We start from the raw sequence: 16,771 nt of genomic DNA, 5'->3' as shown, positions 1-16,771 counted from the left end.
GCAATTTTGACGCAAGCGGCACTATGCGATCGAGATAGGCCGCCTCGCAGATCACCACCTTGGTATTGGTGTCGGCGATCTGGTGGCGCAAAAACTCGCCCTTCAAGGCGGTATTGATCGGCACGCTAACGGCGCGAAGCTTGTTGATCGCGAGCCATGTCACGACGGCATCGATGTTGTTGTCCAGCATCGTCAGTACCGTTTCGCCTGCCTGCACACCCAGCGAAGCCAGCGAATGGGCCATTTTGGTAGAAAGTAGATCAGTTTCTCTGTATGTGTATAACTCACCGCTGAAATCAAGCAGGACCTTGTCTGGATGTCGCGCTACAGCGCGCTCAAGCGCTGCGATGACAGTGTCTCTTTCGCCTACTGCCCAGGTGTCTGTATTTCCCGTGCCGCTCATGGCTCTTCTCCTTGTGTGGCGCCGCCAGTCGCCGGATCGCCCGATGTTATTTTGAAGGGAGAATTCGATTCTAAATACAAATTCACAGAATGTCTTTAGGCAAGAGTTGAACAAATTCCGATCATGTTGCCTATCTCATATGCTAGTGTTGCGTATCTTTCTTACCCATGAGCCCGTGTACCCATGCCAAAGCGCGCAGATCAGCTTGCTGAAGCAGCATCTCATTCGCCAAAAAAGAAGGCGGCACCCCGCGTGAAGCCTGCCACTGCCGTCAAGAAAGCCGTTCGTCAGGGTGCTGGTGCGTCATCTTTTGGTGCCAAGGTGAAACGCAACCGCCGATCAGAAGAGACCATTTCTAATATCCTCGCGGCTACAGAAGAAGTGGTGCTTCGATCAGGCGCTGATCGCATTTCGATCCTTGACGTGTGCCAGGTCGCCGGTGTTTCCCGCGGGACGTTCTATCGATACTTCTCGTCGCAAGACGACCTACTCGATACCTTCTCTAGGCACAAGCGCGACAGTTTCCATGCGTCGCTGACTCAGGCGTTGGGAGATATCGACGATCCTGATGCGCGGCTCAACGCGCTTATCGTCTATTTGGACAACTACCTCGAGCAAAGCCGTGCGCAACGCCTGCTGACGGTCGCGCCTGAATATGCGCTGGGGTTCTTCCGCCGAATTTTCCACGACTCCATTGTTCGTTTTCAGGATGTGCTCGACATCGTTTTCGATCAGTGGGACGAGCGCCTTGGCGTAAGGCTCGATCGCGAATTGATCAGCGAATTGATCATCCGCTATGTGATGAGCGAGACGCTGGTGTCCGAGTCGGCGAATCGTCGCATGCTTCCTGTTCGTGTGAAGAAGCTGATCGCAGCCCTGACAGTCGGATCGACTTCCCGCTCCCGCCGCTAGTACCTTCGCCTAGCGACACCTAAAGCAAAGCTCTCCTCCCGAGAGCTCGGCTTTTTTTGCGCGCCTTTAGCAGCGAGCATGTGAGCGAGACCGCGGCTCGCGCGTTTACGTTTTCTGTGTGGTAATAGCGACGTCCCCCTATCAGTAGCGCCGAACTTCAGAATCCGGTGGCAAGCGAAGCTGCTTTTGAGGCCAGCTGTCTGACATACGCTAATGGGTTAATCCGTCCATCCCTTTCGTTGGTCGCTCCTCGTTCTATTCATGTCGCCACGCCTCGACAACCCCTTGGGCATGTGGCTGGCTGGTAAGCCAGCTTTCATTCAGGTACTTGAATCGCCCCGGCTTTTGTGGAGGCCGTTTCGTTTAAGTCAGGCCGCCATGGCCTGATTTGCTTGTTGCTGGTGGAAGTTTGCCTCAGCCTCCGCAGGCGGGATATAGCCGATTGAGCTCAGCAGGCGCTGGTGGTTGTACCAGTGCACCCATCTCAAGGTCGCCATCTCAACAGCTTCGCGGTTCTTCCATGATTGACGGTGTATCAGCTCAGCCTTGTACAGCCCGTTGATAGTCTCAGCCAAGGCGTTGTCGTAGCTGTCGCCCTTGCTGCCAACCGAGGGTTCAATACCGGCCTCTGCCAGCCGCTCGGTGTAGCGAATCGAGACATACTGGCTGCCACGGTCGCTGTGATGGATCAGACCACCCGCGCAATGCGGCTGGCGGGCATACAGGGCTTGCTCCAGAGCATCCAGCACGAAGTCGGTCTTCATGCTGGTACTGACTCGCCAGCCAACGATCCGCCGCGCAAACACGTCAATCACGAAGGCCACATACAGCCAGCCCTGCCAGGTCGACACGTACGTGAAGTCCGACACCCACAGCTGATTTGGACGGTCGGCATGGAACTGGCGCTGCACACGATCCAGCTGACAGAGCGACTTGTCGCCGGCCACCGTTGTTCGCATGACCTGGCCGCGCCTGATGCCCTGTAATCCAGCCCGACGCATCAACCGCTCCACCGTGCATCTGGCCACCTCGGTGCCTTCTCGCCGGAGCTGCTTCCAGACCTTCATCGCGCCATAACACTGCATGTTGGTGTGTGTCGATAGCTTCCGCCCTTAGGTGCTCTAGAGCAACGCTTTCAGCGTGATCCTGAAAAAAGTTGAACAGATTTTTGATTTATGCGCAGATTAATTTTATGCTCTGTCCATGGGGCCTGCAGGCTGCCACTTAGGCTTAGTGGCCCCCGGATATACCGCGCCGCTGAATCGCGCTATACATAATCTAAAAAAGTGCAAATTTCCGAGGTAACCGGACATGCTTATTGATCTTCACGCCCATGCGCCACACCCTGACTACTACGACCAGCATCCCCATTGGGGGCCGGCCTTTGAGTCGCAGCCCGATGGCGATATCAAGTTGCGTGTTGGTGAGTGGATTCTCTCTCTGGGCGCACCAGAGCGTAAAAAGGCTTTGCGTGAGGCCCATGCCCGTGGCGAGACCTTGAACGTCGAGGAATACATGGCCAAGTGGCGCGACCCAAGCAACCGTCTTGCGGCCATGGACGCGGCGGGACAAGATGCTCAGGTTCTGTCCGTACCAAGCCATTGCTACATGTACTGGACCGAAGCCGAATTCGCGGTCCCGTTCGCTCGCAAGGTCAACGATGTGATGGCTGAGTATTGCTCGGCAGCGCCCAATCGGCTGATGTTCTGGGCACACGCACCGCTGAACGTACCCCTTGAAGCGGCCAAAGAAATCCGCCGCGCCTGCAACGAACTGGGAGCAAAAGGCCTGAGCGCCGGTGGCTCGAACTTCGGTGGGCTGGAATATGACTCGCCAGAGCTGGATCCGGTTTGGGAAGCGTTGTGCGAAGTTGACTTGCCGATTTTCGTTCACGGCTACAACCAGTCCGTGACCTGGGGCAAGGACGCCAATAGCGATCGATATGAAACGACCGCGATCGTCGGCATGAACTACGACGAAACCAAATGCCTGTGGTATCTCATTAACGGCGGAGTGCTCGATCGCTTCCCAAATCTGAAGATCTACATCACCCACGGTGGCGGATTCGTTCCTTATCAGCTGGGTCGGCTTGCCCAGACCAACCCGAACCTCGACGTTTTCCACAACAAAAAACCCTTCCTCGACTATCTGCCGAATTTCTATTTCGACGTGGAGCTTCATGAGCTTCCCATGCGTCAGGCCATGGTCGATGTGATCGGCGCAGATCGGGTGCTTTATGGATCGAACTTCGGTGGCAGCGACGCAGTCCGCCACGACCTGACCGAGGGGCTTCGCCTATCGGACGAAGACCTGCAGAAAATCCGCTGGAAGAACGCATGCGAATTGCTGCGCCTCGATCCCGCTAAAGTCGGGAAGGTTGGTGTCTGATGAAGCTGGCGCGTTGTTCCCACAATGAGGGAGAACCCTTCTGGGCGGTAGTCGATATCCAACAGGACGAAGTCACTCCCATTGTCGGCCCGTTTTCCGAGTGGGCTCCAGCTATCGCTCAAGGCAAAGGAATCAGTGCGTTGCGTTTCCTTGGGCGGCCAGTGCCGCTTTCCCAGGTTCGCCTGTTACCGCCAATCGAGCCCGTTAATCGAGTGGTCGTCGCTGGGGCGAATTACACCAAGCACCTCGCCGAGGATTTTGGTCTCAGCGCGCCGGCACAGCCTGTGGCCTTTCTCAAGGCCTACGGTGCACTTATTGGAGCCCGCGATCCGATTCGCTTTCCGCCGCTGACCGACAAGCTCGATCATGAGGTCGAGCTGGTGGCAGTCATTGGTAGCAGCGAGATCGACCTGTCTGACCCCCTGGATTGCGTCCTGGGATATACCGTTGGCAATGATGTAAGCGCCCGCGACCTGCAGCTCAGCGGTCCGCCGGGCATCGGAATGGATCTATTCGCTGCCAAAAGCCAGGACAAGACCACCGGACTTGGTCCGTGGATCGTCACCAAGGATGAATTCCCGGCGGGGTCTCCAGCTCTCAGGTTGACTTTGAAAGTAAACGGCGAAACCCGCCAGGACAGCTATACCAGCGAAATGACCTGGAATGTTGGTGAGTTGATCAGTTTCGTCCAACAGCGCTCCAGTTTTGCTTGCGGTGACGTGTTGTTCACGGGGTCGCCGGCCGGAGTCGGGATGGGAACTGGCGTGTATTTAAAACCTGGCGATGTGGTCGAGGCCACCGTGGAAGGCATAGGTACGCTACGTAACGTAGTTGGCGAAAAGCCCAGCGTCTAAATCGAGAACGGATTAAATGACTAACAAAGAAGATAAAGTTGTAGTAGTTGGTGCCGGCTTGATGGGTACCGGCATCGCGCATGCATTCGCCAGTTCAGGATTCGCCACCTTGTTGGTGGACACTAACGCTGAGTCGCTCACTCGTGCCAAAGGCAACATCGAAAACATCCTCAGCACCGGCGTCAAGCTGGGAAAGATTACCGATGAGGTCGCCCAGTCCTCGCTGGCAAATTTGATTACCTGTGGTGATTTGAGTGAGGCGGCGCTTGACGCTAACTGGCTTGTCGAAACTGTTTCCGAGCAGCTAGCGGTGAAGAAAGCCGTTCTCGGTCAGGCTGCGCCTCTGCTGGCTCCGAACGCGATCATTGCGACCAATACGTCAGCTCTGAGTGTCACCGAAATTGCCGCATCGGTACCCGACTTTGCCGAGCGGGTCGTTGGCATGCACTTCTTCAATCCAGTGCACAAGATGAAGCTGGTCGAGCTGGTACGCGGCTTGGCCACCACTGACGAGGTCGTCGCGCGTACCAAGGCCCTCTGCGATGCGATCGGCAAGACCTCTATCACCGTCAACGAGTCGCCTGGGCTTACTACCAGCCGCATGTCCGCGCTACTTGGTAACGAAGCCATGTACATGCTGCAGGAAGGCACGGCGACGGCCGAAGACATCGACACTGCTCTGCGCATGGGTTTCAACCATCCCATGGGGCCGCTGGAACTCGGCGATCTGACTGGTTGGGATACTCGTCTGTCGGTGCTGCGTTACCTGCACCAGACGCTGGGAGAGAAATTCCGGCCCTGTCCGCTGATCATCAAGATGGTTGCCGCCGGACGTCTGGGTCGCAAGACGGGGCATGGCGTCTATCGTTACGAGGAGGGTAACCGAGTGCCGGGCTCCGGCCTAAAGGCGAGTGCGCTATGAAAGACATCGTAATTATTGATGCGGTGCGGACGCCGGTCGGTCGTTTCCGTGGAAGTCTCGCAGGCGTGCGAGCCGACCATCTGGGTTCGCTGGTCATCGGCAAGCTGCTCGAGCGTGTCGACCTATCACCATCGCAGGTCGACGATGTAATTTTCGGCTGTGTTACGCAGATCGGTGAGCAATCAGCAAACATCGCCCGCACCGCGCTTCTCGGCGCTGGCTGGCCGGTGACGATCCCGGGGCTGACACTCGACCGCAAGTGTGGCTCGGGCGAAGCTGCGGTGCATGCTGCGGCAGGCGCTATCGCGTCTGGTATGGCTGATGTCATCGTTGCAGGCGGCGCGGAAAACATGAGCCGCGTGCCCATGGGTAGCAATCGTGAAATCCACGGCGAAGCCTTTGGTTGGATGGCGGCGGAGCGTTACGAGCTGACCAGCCAGGGCGAGGCCTCCGAGCGGATGGCTGACAAATGGTCACTCAGCCGCGAAGCGTTGGACGACTACGCTTTCGAAAGTCATCAGCGTGCCGCGAAGGCAGCTGATGCGGGTTATTTCGATAACCAGATCGTTCCGGTACCGGTCGAGTTGTTGCGTGAGCACGCGCTGACCGAACCAGCAGCTGATCTGGCGGCGGACGAAACCATCCGTCGCGATACCTCGAGGGAAAAGCTCTCGACGCTGAAAACCAGTTTTCGCCCGGAGAATGGACGGATCACTGCAGGTAATTCCTCGCAGATATCCGATGGCGCCGCTGCGCTGCTGTTGATGTCCGCGGACACCGCCAAGCAGCTGGGCCTAAAGGCTCGGGCGCGCATCCGCGCCTTCACGACCGTCGGTGCAGACCCAACGCTGATGTTGACCGGCCCTATCGAGGCGACCAAAAAGGTGCTGGACAAGGCTGGTTTGTCCATCGATGACATCGACCTTTTCGAGGTCAACGAGGCCTTCGCGTCGGTACCACTTGCCTGGATGCAGGAAACCGGAGTGCCGCATGACAAGCTCAACGTCAACGGCGGGGCCATTGCTCTGGGGCATCCGCTGGGCGCCAGTGGCGCTCGGCTGATGACAACGTTGCTCAACGAACTTGAGCGGCGGGGCGCCCGCTATGGCCTGCAGGCGATCTGTTGCGCTGGCGGCCTGGGTACTGCAACGATCATCGAGCGGCTCGACTGATTTTCAGACAGAGAGGTAGCGGCTATGGCGCGCGTGTCTTTCGTTCCGCTGGATGAAATGCCGAAAGAGTTGCGTAGCGCCGTTGCGCGCGGCCAGCAAAGTCGAATGCTGAGCTCGCCCAGACCTGTTCAGGTCTGGGCGCATCGGCCCAGTGCAGCATTAGCCTGGCTTGGTTTGCTGGAAAGCCTGCATCAGGACAGCCTGCTCGATGAGCGCCTGCGTGAATTGGTGCGCCTGAAAATCGCCAGCATCACCACCTGCCAAGCGTGCCAACTCGCTCGTAAATCCGACCAAGTGACGGAAGATGACATCGCCTGTCTTTCTTCAGATAGCGATCGTTTCGAGCCGTCTGAAAGAGCTGCTTTGATCTTCGCTGAATTGTTCGCCAGCGATTACATGGCCATCAGCGACGAACACTATGCGCGTCTCGCCGAGTTCTTCTCCGTGGCTCAAGTGGTCGAACTGAACATGTATTGCGCGCTGATGCTGGCGGGCGGTCGGATGACCTATGTGCAGCAGGCGTATTGAGCGGGGCGACGCCCTGGCAAGGATGTGGAGCACGCTGTTCAGTAAATTTGATCGAAATGTAAAAAGCCGTTCAATAAGTAGTCGGTTAAGCCTAGTATCTCGCCCATGCAGGCGGCTTTTAGACGCAACGGCTTATGCCTGAACAATAACAAGGAGAAGAACAATGTCTACACAGGCGCGGGACAATCTGGGCAAGGCGTTCGCAGACGTCGCCAGCAACTATCGTGGAAGCGATGTGGACCTTCATGCGATATACCGCGAGATGCGCATGAATTCGCCGGTTCTTGAAGAGAACTTCATGGCGCGTTTGGGGGTGCCGAGCATCGCCGGGCTGGACGCCAACCGTCCTACGTTCACCTTGTTCAAATACAACGATGTCATGGCAGTGATGCGCGATGCCAGCAACTTCACCAGTGGCTTTATCGCTGAAGGCCTGGGCGCGTTTTTTGACGGGCTGATCCTCACGGCGATGGATGGAGACGCGCACAAAAACATTCGCAACCTGCTGCAGCCGGTGTTCATGCCTGAAACTGTCAACCGCTGGAAAGAAACCAAGATCGATCGGGTTATTCGCGAGGAATACATCAAGCCGCTGGTGCCGAGCAAAGGCGGCGATCTGATGGACTTTGCCCTGTATTTTCCGATTCGGGTTATCTATTCCCTGATCGGCTTTCCTGAGGATCGTCCGGACGAGATCGAACAATATGCTGCCTGGGCGCTGGCGATCCTTGCCGGCCCGCAAGTGGATCCGGAAAAAGCCGCCGCCGCGCGTGGTGCCGCGATGGAAGCTGCTAAGGCGCTGTACGACGTCGTCAAGGTGGTAGTGGCCGAGCGCCGCGCGTCCGGTGCCGAAGGCGACGACCTGATCAGCAGGTTAATACGTGCCGAGTATGAGGGGCGCTCGCTAGATGACCATGAAATCGCGACCTTTGTGCGTTCGTTGCTGCCGGCGGCCAGCGAAACCACTACGCGTACGTTCGGTACGCTGATGACGTTGTTGCTCCAGAACCCTGAGGTGCTGGAGCGGGTGCGCAACGATCGCAGCCTAGTCTCCAAGGCCATCGATGAAGCCGTACGTCTGGAGCCGGTCGCTACCTTCAAGGTGCGTCAGGCTGCCCAGGATATGGAAATCCGCGGTGTGAAGATTCCCAAAGGGGCCATGGTGCAGTGCATCGTTACCTCGGCGAACCGTGACGAGGATGCCTTCGAACACGGCGATGTATTCGACATCGACAGACGACCAAAACCCTCATTCGGCTTTGGTTTTGGGCCGCATATGTGCATCGGGCAATTCGTCGCGAAGACGGAGCTCAACTGCGCACTGAACGCGATCCTCGATCTCATGCCGAACATCCGCCTGGATCCTTCCAAGCCTGCACCAGAGATTATCGGCGCCCAGTTGCGCGGACCTCACTACCTCCACGTCCTCTGGGATTGAGGTACGGGCTTATTGCCCTCACGCCACGTCCAGCCCTTTCCTGCCCCGCAGGAAAGGGCGCCTGCCTTGTTGTTTTCCCCTCGTTGAATCCCGTGGTGCCTGGTAGCGGTAAAAGAAGTGTTCGCTCTCAATATTGTATTTGAACACAATAGAGATATGTGTTTAATTTGATCGCAGCGTGTTCTATGCTTCGAACACAACAACGAACCCATTTGCGAAGGGGAAGAACAATGAAGGTTGAAGATCTCATTCTCGTCAGCGTTGATGACCATGCCATCGAGCCACCAAACGCCTTTGCTCGCCACATGCCTGAGCGCTTCAAAGGGCGCGAGCCCCATGTCGTCAAGCGCGGCGAACGCGATGTGTGGGTTTTCGAAGAGCAGGCCACCGGCTACATGGGCTTGAACTCGGTAGTTGGCCGACCAAAAGAAGAGTACGGCATGGAGCCGTTGGGCTATGACCAGATGCGCCGCGGCACCTGGAGCGTGGCGGATCGTGTTGACGACATGAACGCTAACGGCGTGCTCGGTTCCCTGTGCTTCCCGACGTTCCCGGGTTTTGCCGGTCAGCGTTTCCAGAATCATCCGGATCGCGCAGTGTCCCTGGCCGCGATCCAGGCCTACAACGACTGGCATCTGCACGACTGGTGCAACGCTGCGCCGGGCCGCTTCATCCCGCTGATGCTGGTGCCATGGTGGGACATGCAGGCGGCCGCCGCCGAGGTTACGCGCCTGGCGAAGCAAGGCGTGCATGCGCTGTCGCTGTCGGACAATCCGGCGATCCACGGCTTCCCGTCGATCCACAGCGATTACTGGGATCCGCTCTGGAAGGCCTGTTCCGACAACAACGTCGTGATCTGCTGCCATATTGGGACCGGCGCAAAGGCTAACCATGCTTCAGACCTGTCGCCAATTGATGCGTGGATCACGTCCATGCCTATTTCCATCGCCAACTCCGCGGCTGACTGGATCTGGGCACCGATGTGGAAGAAATTCCCCAACCTGCGCATGGCGCTGTCTGAAGGGAGCATCGGCTGGATTCCCTATCTGCTCGAGCGCGCTGATTTCACGCACCGTCACCACAACGCCTGGACCAACTCTAACTTCGGCGGGAAGATGCCCAGCGACATCTTCCACAAACATTTCATCACCTGCTTCATCGAGGACAACTTTGGTCTGCAGAACCTGAAATTCATGAACGAGGACATGGTTACCTGGGAAAGCGACTATCCGCACTCGGATTGCACCTGGCCGAACTCGCCGGAGTCCGCATGGGAAGGGCTGCAACACCTATCTAAAGAAACCATCGACAAGGTCACCCACCTCAATGCGATGCGTGAGTTCTCTTTCGACCCATTCTCCATTCATGGGCGCGAGAATTGCACAGTAGGCGAACTCCGCAAGAAAGCGGCGCACGTCAAGATCGAGCCCGCATTGGGGCTCGGCGGCGCAGACCACGGTCGCAATGACGGCAAGCCGGTCACTTCGGGGGACATCAACGCGATGTTCGAGAAGGCTGATGCCGGAACCGCTCTCTAACAGGCCGTAAAAAGTAGCGGCAAGGCGCGGCAATTCTCCGTTGGGGCAGGTTCATTTGCGATAGGTACTAACGCCTCGCAAGTGCGCCTGCCTTGGGGCGACTTCTAGAGTCTTGCGTCCAGTTGATGAGCGTGCACATGTCTATCACTCAGTTCAGTTACAGCAGGATTCCCGCCGAGGCCGAGTCCCTTCGGGCGGAGGTGCGGGAGTTTCTCAAAAACAATCTTGCCGACTACCCGGCGACAGCCAGAGCGCAGTCCTGGATGGGTTTCGATGCTGCCTTCAGCCGCAAGCTAGGCGCCCAGGGCTGGGTTGGCATGGCGTTGCCCGAGCAGTACGGCGGCGCCGCGGCCGGTCCGTTTGCCCGTTACGTGATCATCGAAGAGTTGCTGGCAGCCGGCGCGCCGGTTTCGGCGCACTGGATTGCCGACCGGCAGAGCGGACCGCTGATCAACCGTTTCGGCACCGAAGCGCAGAGAGAGCGCTATTTGCCGCCGATCTGCCGTGGTGAGAGTTACTTCTGCATCGGCATGAGCGAACCGAACTCCGGCTCTGACCTCGCTTCGATCAAGACCTCAGCTGTGCGTAATGACGCCGGCTGGCTGCTCAATGGGCAGAAGGTCTGGACGACCAACGCGCAGCACTCGCACTACATGATCGCCTTGGTGCGCACCGGTGAAAAACAAGCGGCGCGTCACGAAGGCATGTCGCAGTTCATCGTCGATCTTAAGTTGCCGGGCATCACCATTCGGCCAATCCGCGATCTTGCTGGCGGCGAGCATTTCAATGAGGTGTTCTTCGACAATGTGCAACTCGATGCAGACGCGCTGATTGGGACCGAGGGCAAAGGCTGGGATCAGGTAACGGCCGAATTGGCTTTCGAGCGCAGCGGCCCGGAGCGTTTTCTCAGCTGTATAGAGCTGCTCAAAACGTTGATCGCCGGGATGGGCACAGCGCCGGACGCTTTGCAAAGCCGCGAAATTGGGCGACTGACCGCGAAGCTGCTGACGTTGCGCAACATGTCGCTGGCAGTGACCGCACAATTGGCTGCCGGCGAACATCCAGCCTGGGCTGCGTCATGCGTGAAAGACCTGGGTAACCAGTTCGAACAGGAAATACCCGAGATCGCCCAATTGCTGCTCGAAGCTGAGCCTCGTCAGAACGGCGGTAGCGAACACGCGCAGGTTCTTGCCTACCTGACTCAAATGGCACCGTCTTTCTCACTGCGCGGAGGCACCCGCGAAATCCTGCGCGGGATCATCGCGCGCGGATTGGGGTTGCGATAATCATGCGAGAACTATTCGAATCGACTATCGAGCGCCTGCTCGCTGATCTGGCGACACCTGAATACGTACAAGGCTGCGAAGGCGGCGAGTGGCCTGCGCAGCTTTGGGCTGCGGTGGAAGAGTCCGGGTTTGCGCTGGCTGCTGTTCCAGAATCCCTTGGCGGAGCACAAGCGGGATGGGGTGATGTGTATGTCTTGGCGCGCGCTGCTGGACGGTACGCCGCGTCTGTGCCGCTGGGCGAAGCGCTATTGGCTAACTGGTTGCTGGGTAAGGCCGGGCTTGAGCCGAGGACCGCAGCCATCAGCTTTTCAGCCAATGCGCAGCTGAGCCTGAATGGCGGGGTGGTACACGGCACCGTGCGAGACGTGCCGTGGGGCCGTCATGTCGAGTCGCTGGTCGCTATAGCCGACGCGGGTAGCGAGACGCCCAGCGTCGTGTTGCTGTCGGTAGCCAGCGCGGCCGGTCAGACGCTCAGCTTGAACGTCGCGGGCGAGCCTCGCGACTCCCTGCATTTCAACAAAGCCCAGGTACTGGCTTGCGCTCCGTTGCCTGGCGAGCTGTCCGCCGATGTGTTGTTGTTGGGTGGCGCCATGCTGCGCTCGGCGCAGATCGCAGGTGCCTTGCATACGCTGCTGGACATGACATCGGGCTACGCCACCGAGCGCTCACAGTTCGGGCGGCCAATCGGCGCATTTCAGGCCATTCAACAGCAGCTTGCGGTGTTCGCCGAACAGACGGCAGCCGCGAACGTCGCTGCCGAGGCAGCCTTTGCTGAGTCGGATGCCGGACTTGCGGGGCTGACCATTGCGGCTGCGAAGGTCAGCTGTGCCGAGGCGGCCAGCGCTGGCGCAGGCATTGCCCATTCGGTGCACGGTGCCATCGGCTTTACCCAGGAATATTCGCTGCATCTGTTTTCCCGCCGGCTGTGGGCCTGGCGCAGCGAGTTCGGCTCGGCCAGCGTCTGGAGCCAGCGCATCGGCCAGATGGTCTGCGCAGCAGGTAGTGGAGGCTATTGGCCGCTGATCACTGGGCATGCCAGTCAGTCGCTATCAACCCTCGCGGAGAAACCGTTATGAGTGCATTTCTGCAAATCGAGCGTGATGGCGGCATCGTCACCGTTCGCATGAACCATCCCGAAACCCGCAATGCGTTAACTTCCCCCGAGCAGATCCAGGAGTTCGTCGATCTCTGTGCTCAGTTGCGGAGCGACCGCACTGCGCGGGTAATGGTGCTGACCGGCAATGGCAGTGCTTTCTGCGCCGGTGGCAACGTGAAGGACATGCGCGACCGTGCGGGTATCTTCGCTGGTTCGCCGTATGAGCTGCGTAACACCTATCGTGACGGTATTCAAAGGATTCCGCTCGCGCTGTATGAGCTGGACATACCCATAATCGCCGCGGTCAACGGCCCAGCGATTGGCGCCGGTCTCGACTTGGCCTGTATGTGCGACATCCGTCTGGCTGCGAGCTCGGCACTCTTTGCTGAAAGTTTCGTGCGCTTGGGCATCGTGCCGGGAGATGGCGGCGCCTGGTTGCTGCCGCGGATCATCGGAATCCCCAAGGCCAGCCTGATGGCGTTCACCGGCGACACCATCAATGCTGCGAAAGCATTGGAGTGGGGTTTGGTGGAGCAAGTCTGCACACATGAAACGCTGCAGGCGGAAGCGCAGGCGTTGGCTCAGCAAATCGCCGCCAATCCTGGGCATGCGCTACGGCTGTGCAAGCGCCTGTTGCGCGAAGGCCAACATATGCGACTCGACTCATTGCTGGAGCTGTCCGCGGCGTACCAGTCTTTGGCGCATCACACCGAAGATCATCAGGAAGCGGTGGCTGCCTTCGTCGAGAAGCGTAACCCTGACTACCTGGATCGCTGATCAGCGCCGTTTGCAGAAGCAACGAAGAATTTAGGAGTAGTAATGATGCGTGGCGTTTTCCGCGAAGATCACAATATGTTCCGCGAAATGGCCCGGCGTTTCGTCGATCGCGAAATCGTGCCGAACCTGCATGAGTGGGAAAAGAACGGCATTGTGCCCAAGGAGGTCTGGCTCAAGGCCGGCGAATTGGGGCTGCTCTGTTCGACCGTTCCTGAAGAGTACGGTGGCTCCGGTGGCGACTTCGGCCACTCCGCCGTCATGATCGAGGAGCTTGCGCGGGCCAATGCGACCGCCGTCGGGTTCACCACTCATTCGGAAATAGTCGCGCCTTATATCGTTGCTTATGGCAGTGAAGAGCAGAAACAGAAGTGGCTTCCCCGGATGGTCAGCGGTGAGCTGATTGGGGTCATCGCCATGAGCGAGCCGGGCATCGGCAGCGATCTGCGTTCGATGCGCACCTCGGCCCGGCATGATGGCGATGACTACATCGTTTCCGGACAAAAAACCTTCATTACCAACGGTAGCAATGCTGGGCTGATAGTCACGGCAACCAAGCTCGATCCGGCCGCTAAAGAGCTGACGCTGATCTGTATCGAAGAAGAGCGCGAGGGCTTTTCAAAAGGGCGGCGGCTGGAAAAGATCGGCCTTAAAGGCCAGGATACCGCTGAGCTGTTTTTCGATGAGGTGCGAGTCCCGGCCGCTAATCGCTTGGGCGAAGAAGGCATGGGTTTTAAGTACCTCACCCATCAGCTTGCCTGGGAGCGGCTGATTATTGCGATCCGCGCAGCGCAGTCAATTGAAACCTTGTTGCAGGAAACCATTGATTACACGCGCGAGCGCAAAGTATTCGGCAAGCCGGTGCTGGAGTTCCAAAACACTCGCTTCAAGCTGGCGGAGGCCAAGGCGCAGGCGACCATGCTGCGTGTATTCGTTGATGATTGCCTGGAAAAGGTCATGCGTGGCGAGCTTACACCCGACGTCGCAGCAATGGCGAAATTGCTGGGCTCCGAAATGCAGGGCAAATTGCTCGACGAGTTCCTTCAGCTTCATGGCGGCTATGGGTTCATGAGCGAATATAAGATTAGCCGTGCCTGGGTCGATGCCCGAGTGGCGCGTATTTACGGTGGCACATCTGAAATCATGAAAGAAATTATTGGCCGTGCTTTGTGACATCCCCGAATGCCAACCAGCGGGACCCCAGGAGAATGACACCCATGGGCTTCTATCGAGTTTTTCTTGTTTTGTGCCTGAGTGCGGTTTCGATGCTGAGCGTTGCCCAGCCCGTCAGTCAGGCGGACGACTATAGCGCCGAGGCCGAGCGCGCCAAGGCGTTGCTGGGCAAGGCCGTGGCGGCGTACCAGGCCGAAGGCGACAAGGCGTTGGCCAAGTTCAGCCGGCAAGGCGATTACATCGATGGTGAGCTCTACATCTACGTTGTCGATACCTCAGGGGTGATGCTCGCCAGTGGTGGCCCTTCAGCGACGCTGATTGGCAAGCAGGTCACCAATGTTCTGGACGAGGACCTGAAGGCTGCGTTCGAGGCCGCATTGAAAGAGCCGGAAGACGGCACGGTGCGCAGCGCGGATTACCGCTGGTGGAACTGGCAGCATGGCAAGGTCGAACGCAAGCAGGTGTTCTATCAGCGAGTTGGCGACCGCATCATTTCGGTCGGCTACTACATGCCTCGCTCCAGCAGTGAAGCGGCAGAAGAGTTGCTAGAAAAAGTCGCCAACGAGGTAAAAGCCGATCCGAAGACGACTTTCGACCGAATCAACAAGCACGACAAGGCGCTGAGCCAGGATGACCTGTACGCATTCGTGGTTGATTTGAACACTCAGAAGTTTATTGCTCATGGCTTCATACGCCGCCTGGTAGGCACCGATTTTCAAGCGTTACGCTCTGCCGACGGCCAGCCGATAGGTAAACAGATGCTGCGGGCTATGGCGCAGGGCGATACAGGGGAAGTCTCATATATATGGCGCAACCCTATAACCGGCCAAACCGAGTACAAGAAGACCCTTTTAAAAAAGGTCGATGGTTATGCCGTCGCGGTCGGTTCGTATGAGAAATCAATGAAACTGGATTAATAGCCGACCGGCGTGGGGCAGGATGTAAAAAGGAGGGTGTATCGATGACCGACCTAGTATTGCTTCATGGCGGGCAACACGGATCTTGGTGCTGGAAGTTTTTGGTCGATGCGGTCAAGCAGCGCGAGGCCTTGTTCGAGCGGGTCATCTGCCTTGATATGCCTGGTTGCGGCACGAAGCGTGGGTGGGATGTAACGACGCTGACCCTCGGCGACATTGTCAAAGAACTCAACGACGAGTTGAGAGCTGCGAACGTTCGCGACGCGGTGCTGCTCGGCCACTCGATTGCAGGTGTTTTGTTGCCAATGATGGTCATCGAAGATCAGTCGCTCTACTCGCGGCTTGTCTACCTCGCAACGGCGATACCGGCCGAAGGTCAATCGATCATGCAACTGCTCGGATCGTCCTTGCATGGCCAGAACTCGGAAGAGGTTGGTTGGCCTATGAATCCTCTCACTACCCCGCCAGCTGACATGCAGAAAGCAATGTTCGGTGCCGATATGACCGACGCGCAGCTTGCATGGTTGCTGGAAGAGGCTACCGACGACGTTACGCCTCCTGCAGTAGCCACCGAGCCAGCGGTCCGAGAAGGCTATGCAAATACGGTGCCTTCGGTTTACATCCTAACGTCCAGGGATGGCATTTTGCCGCCTGAATGGCAGCGTAGGTTCGCTGAAAGATTAGGCTGTGAGCACCTCATCGAAATCGATACGCCACATGAACCTTTTGTAACTGATCCTGAATTGCTGGGCGCTACACTGGCTGATTGGATGGATTAGTCGATAATCCTGATTTTATGGGCTAAGCATCGGTATTGCTGGCCCGCTTAGCCTTGATCAGCTAAAGCGACGGCATTATTTAAACGTTTTCGTTGATAACGCCTAAAAAAGCTCCGAGTGGTAGTGGCGCTAGGGCCAGCTAAAGCCTATCTTGAGTCTTGGACATTCACCCTCACACAGAATAAAAGGGGCATGAGCCATGAAAATGTTGCGTATTGCGATGTTTAGCACTTTCTGCTTTTTTGTCACTTCATCCCAGGTAGGCCGGCAAGTGCATACTTCCGTTGAGATAACGGCGGGTGTTGGATGTTCGAACGAGCACCCATGCTTTTATGCACTACCACCAGTAGTCTCCCTTTCAGGCCTGTTTTTCTAGTAGCTCGCATTTGCTGCACTATGGCGTAATCATCCATCCTAGGCCTATCCGTCTCACAGGCGGTCGGTGGTCGGTGGTCGGTGCGGTCGCCATCGGGTCACCGTGAAACATGCCCATTAGTCGTTGCTGCATTAGACAATCGGCCGGTAGCTGGTCATTGTCGTGGGGCTTGGGCGGGGGGGTTAGTCACAGATGCGGATGAGTGTCGTGAAAGT

The 16,771-nt window shown here is 57.6% G+C and carries 15 protein-coding genes and 1 pseudogene; 14 read left to right on the top strand and 2 right to left on the bottom strand.

Features of this window, described 5'->3' with window-relative positions; all coding sequences use genetic code 11:
* Positions 1-403 (bottom strand): AMP-binding protein (locus HZR81_RS21795; protein WP_500129248.1); only part of this gene is annotated, 403 nt, incomplete at its 3' end.
* 183 nt (positions 404-586) lie between these two features.
* Between HZR81_RS21795 and HZR81_RS21790 the strand changes: the two genes are divergently transcribed.
* Complete coding sequence (locus HZR81_RS21790) at positions 587-1,315, top strand: TetR/AcrR family transcriptional regulator (protein WP_241283800.1); 729 nt, start codon at positions 587-589, stop codon at positions 1,313-1,315.
* A 368-nt stretch (positions 1,316-1,683) separates the two neighbouring features.
* On the opposite strand, the pseudogene HZR81_RS21785 reads toward HZR81_RS21790, so the two are convergent.
* Positions 1,684-2,403, bottom strand: a pseudogene (locus HZR81_RS21785) (IS3 family transposase); the annotation flags it as partial.
* Positions 2,404-2,626: 223 nt separating this feature from the next.
* Here HZR81_RS21785 and HZR81_RS21780 point away from each other — a divergent pair.
* The 13 genes from HZR81_RS21780 to HZR81_RS21720 all read left to right on the top strand — a co-directional run bounded on the left by HZR81_RS21780 (position 2,627) and on the right by HZR81_RS21720 (position 16,180).
* Positions 2,627-3,703, top strand: coding sequence for an amidohydrolase family protein (locus HZR81_RS21780; RefSeq protein WP_241283798.1), 1,077 nt, complete (start codon positions 2,627-2,629; stop codon positions 3,701-3,703).
* A complete protein-coding gene (locus HZR81_RS21775) occupies positions 3,703-4,557 on the top strand; it encodes a fumarylacetoacetate hydrolase family protein (RefSeq protein ID WP_313304731.1) in 855 nt (284 codons plus the stop codon). The genes HZR81_RS21780 and HZR81_RS21775 overlap by 1 nt, the downstream gene beginning before the upstream one ends.
* Before the next feature lie 16 nt (positions 4,558-4,573).
* Positions 4,574-5,479, top strand: a complete 906-nt coding sequence (locus HZR81_RS21770; RefSeq protein WP_241283793.1) for a 3-hydroxyacyl-CoA dehydrogenase — start codon at positions 4,574-4,576, stop codon at positions 5,477-5,479.
* Complete coding sequence (locus HZR81_RS21765; RefSeq protein WP_241283791.1) at positions 5,476-6,651, top strand: thiolase family protein; 1,176 nt, start codon at positions 5,476-5,478, stop codon at positions 6,649-6,651. The genes HZR81_RS21770 and HZR81_RS21765 overlap by 4 nt, the downstream gene beginning before the upstream one ends.
* Before the next feature lie 24 nt (positions 6,652-6,675).
* Positions 6,676-7,179, top strand: coding sequence for a carboxymuconolactone decarboxylase family protein (locus HZR81_RS21760; protein ID WP_255962029.1), 504 nt, complete (start codon positions 6,676-6,678; stop codon positions 7,177-7,179).
* A gap of 163 nt (positions 7,180-7,342) precedes the next feature.
* On the top strand, positions 7,343-8,617 hold the full coding sequence (locus tag HZR81_RS21755; protein WP_313304723.1) for a cytochrome P450: 1,275 nt from the start codon (positions 7,343-7,345) through the stop codon (positions 8,615-8,617).
* Positions 8,618-8,847: 230 nt separating this feature from the next.
* Entirely contained in the window at positions 8,848-10,155 is a 1,308-nt protein-coding gene (locus tag HZR81_RS21750) for an amidohydrolase family protein (RefSeq protein ID WP_313304720.1), read from the top strand.
* Between the two features lie 137 nt (positions 10,156-10,292).
* A complete protein-coding gene (locus tag HZR81_RS21745; protein ID WP_500129247.1) occupies positions 10,293-11,441 on the top strand; it encodes an acyl-CoA dehydrogenase family protein in 1,149 nt (382 codons plus the stop codon).
* Positions 11,442-11,443: 2 nt separating this feature from the next.
* On the top strand, positions 11,444-12,517 hold the full coding sequence (locus HZR81_RS21740) for an acyl-CoA dehydrogenase family protein (RefSeq protein ID WP_459653541.1): 1,074 nt from the start codon (positions 11,444-11,446) through the stop codon (positions 12,515-12,517).
* The gene (locus HZR81_RS21735; RefSeq protein ID WP_459653542.1) at positions 12,514-13,314 is read left to right on the top strand and encodes a crotonase/enoyl-CoA hydratase family protein; all 801 of its coding nucleotides are present in this window, start codon (positions 12,514-12,516) and stop codon (positions 13,312-13,314) included. The genes HZR81_RS21740 and HZR81_RS21735 overlap by 4 nt, the downstream gene beginning before the upstream one ends.
* A 45-nt stretch (positions 13,315-13,359) precedes the next feature.
* A complete protein-coding gene (locus HZR81_RS21730) occupies positions 13,360-14,484 on the top strand; it encodes an acyl-CoA dehydrogenase family protein (RefSeq protein WP_102832537.1) in 1,125 nt (374 codons plus the stop codon).
* Positions 14,485-14,528: 44 nt separating this feature from the next.
* Positions 14,529-15,401 carry a cache domain-containing protein gene (locus tag HZR81_RS21725; protein WP_312170197.1) on the top strand — a complete coding sequence of 291 codons (873 nt, stop codon included), beginning with the start codon at positions 14,529-14,531 and terminating at the stop codon, positions 15,399-15,401.
* Positions 15,402-15,445: 44 nt separating this feature from the next.
* A complete protein-coding gene (locus HZR81_RS21720; protein WP_500129246.1) occupies positions 15,446-16,180 on the top strand; it encodes an alpha/beta fold hydrolase in 735 nt (244 codons plus the stop codon).
* The last annotated feature ends 591 nt before the right edge of the window (positions 16,181-16,771 follow it).

Origin of the sequence: Pseudomonas sp. LM13, assembly GCF_041381355.1 — a bacterium.
In the GTDB taxonomy this organism is placed as follows: Bacteria; Pseudomonadota; Gammaproteobacteria; order Pseudomonadales; family Pseudomonadaceae; genus Stutzerimonas; species Stutzerimonas frequens.
The sequence above is the reverse complement of the archived record's forward strand: the minus strand, read 5'-3'. Positions and strand labels throughout refer to the sequence as shown.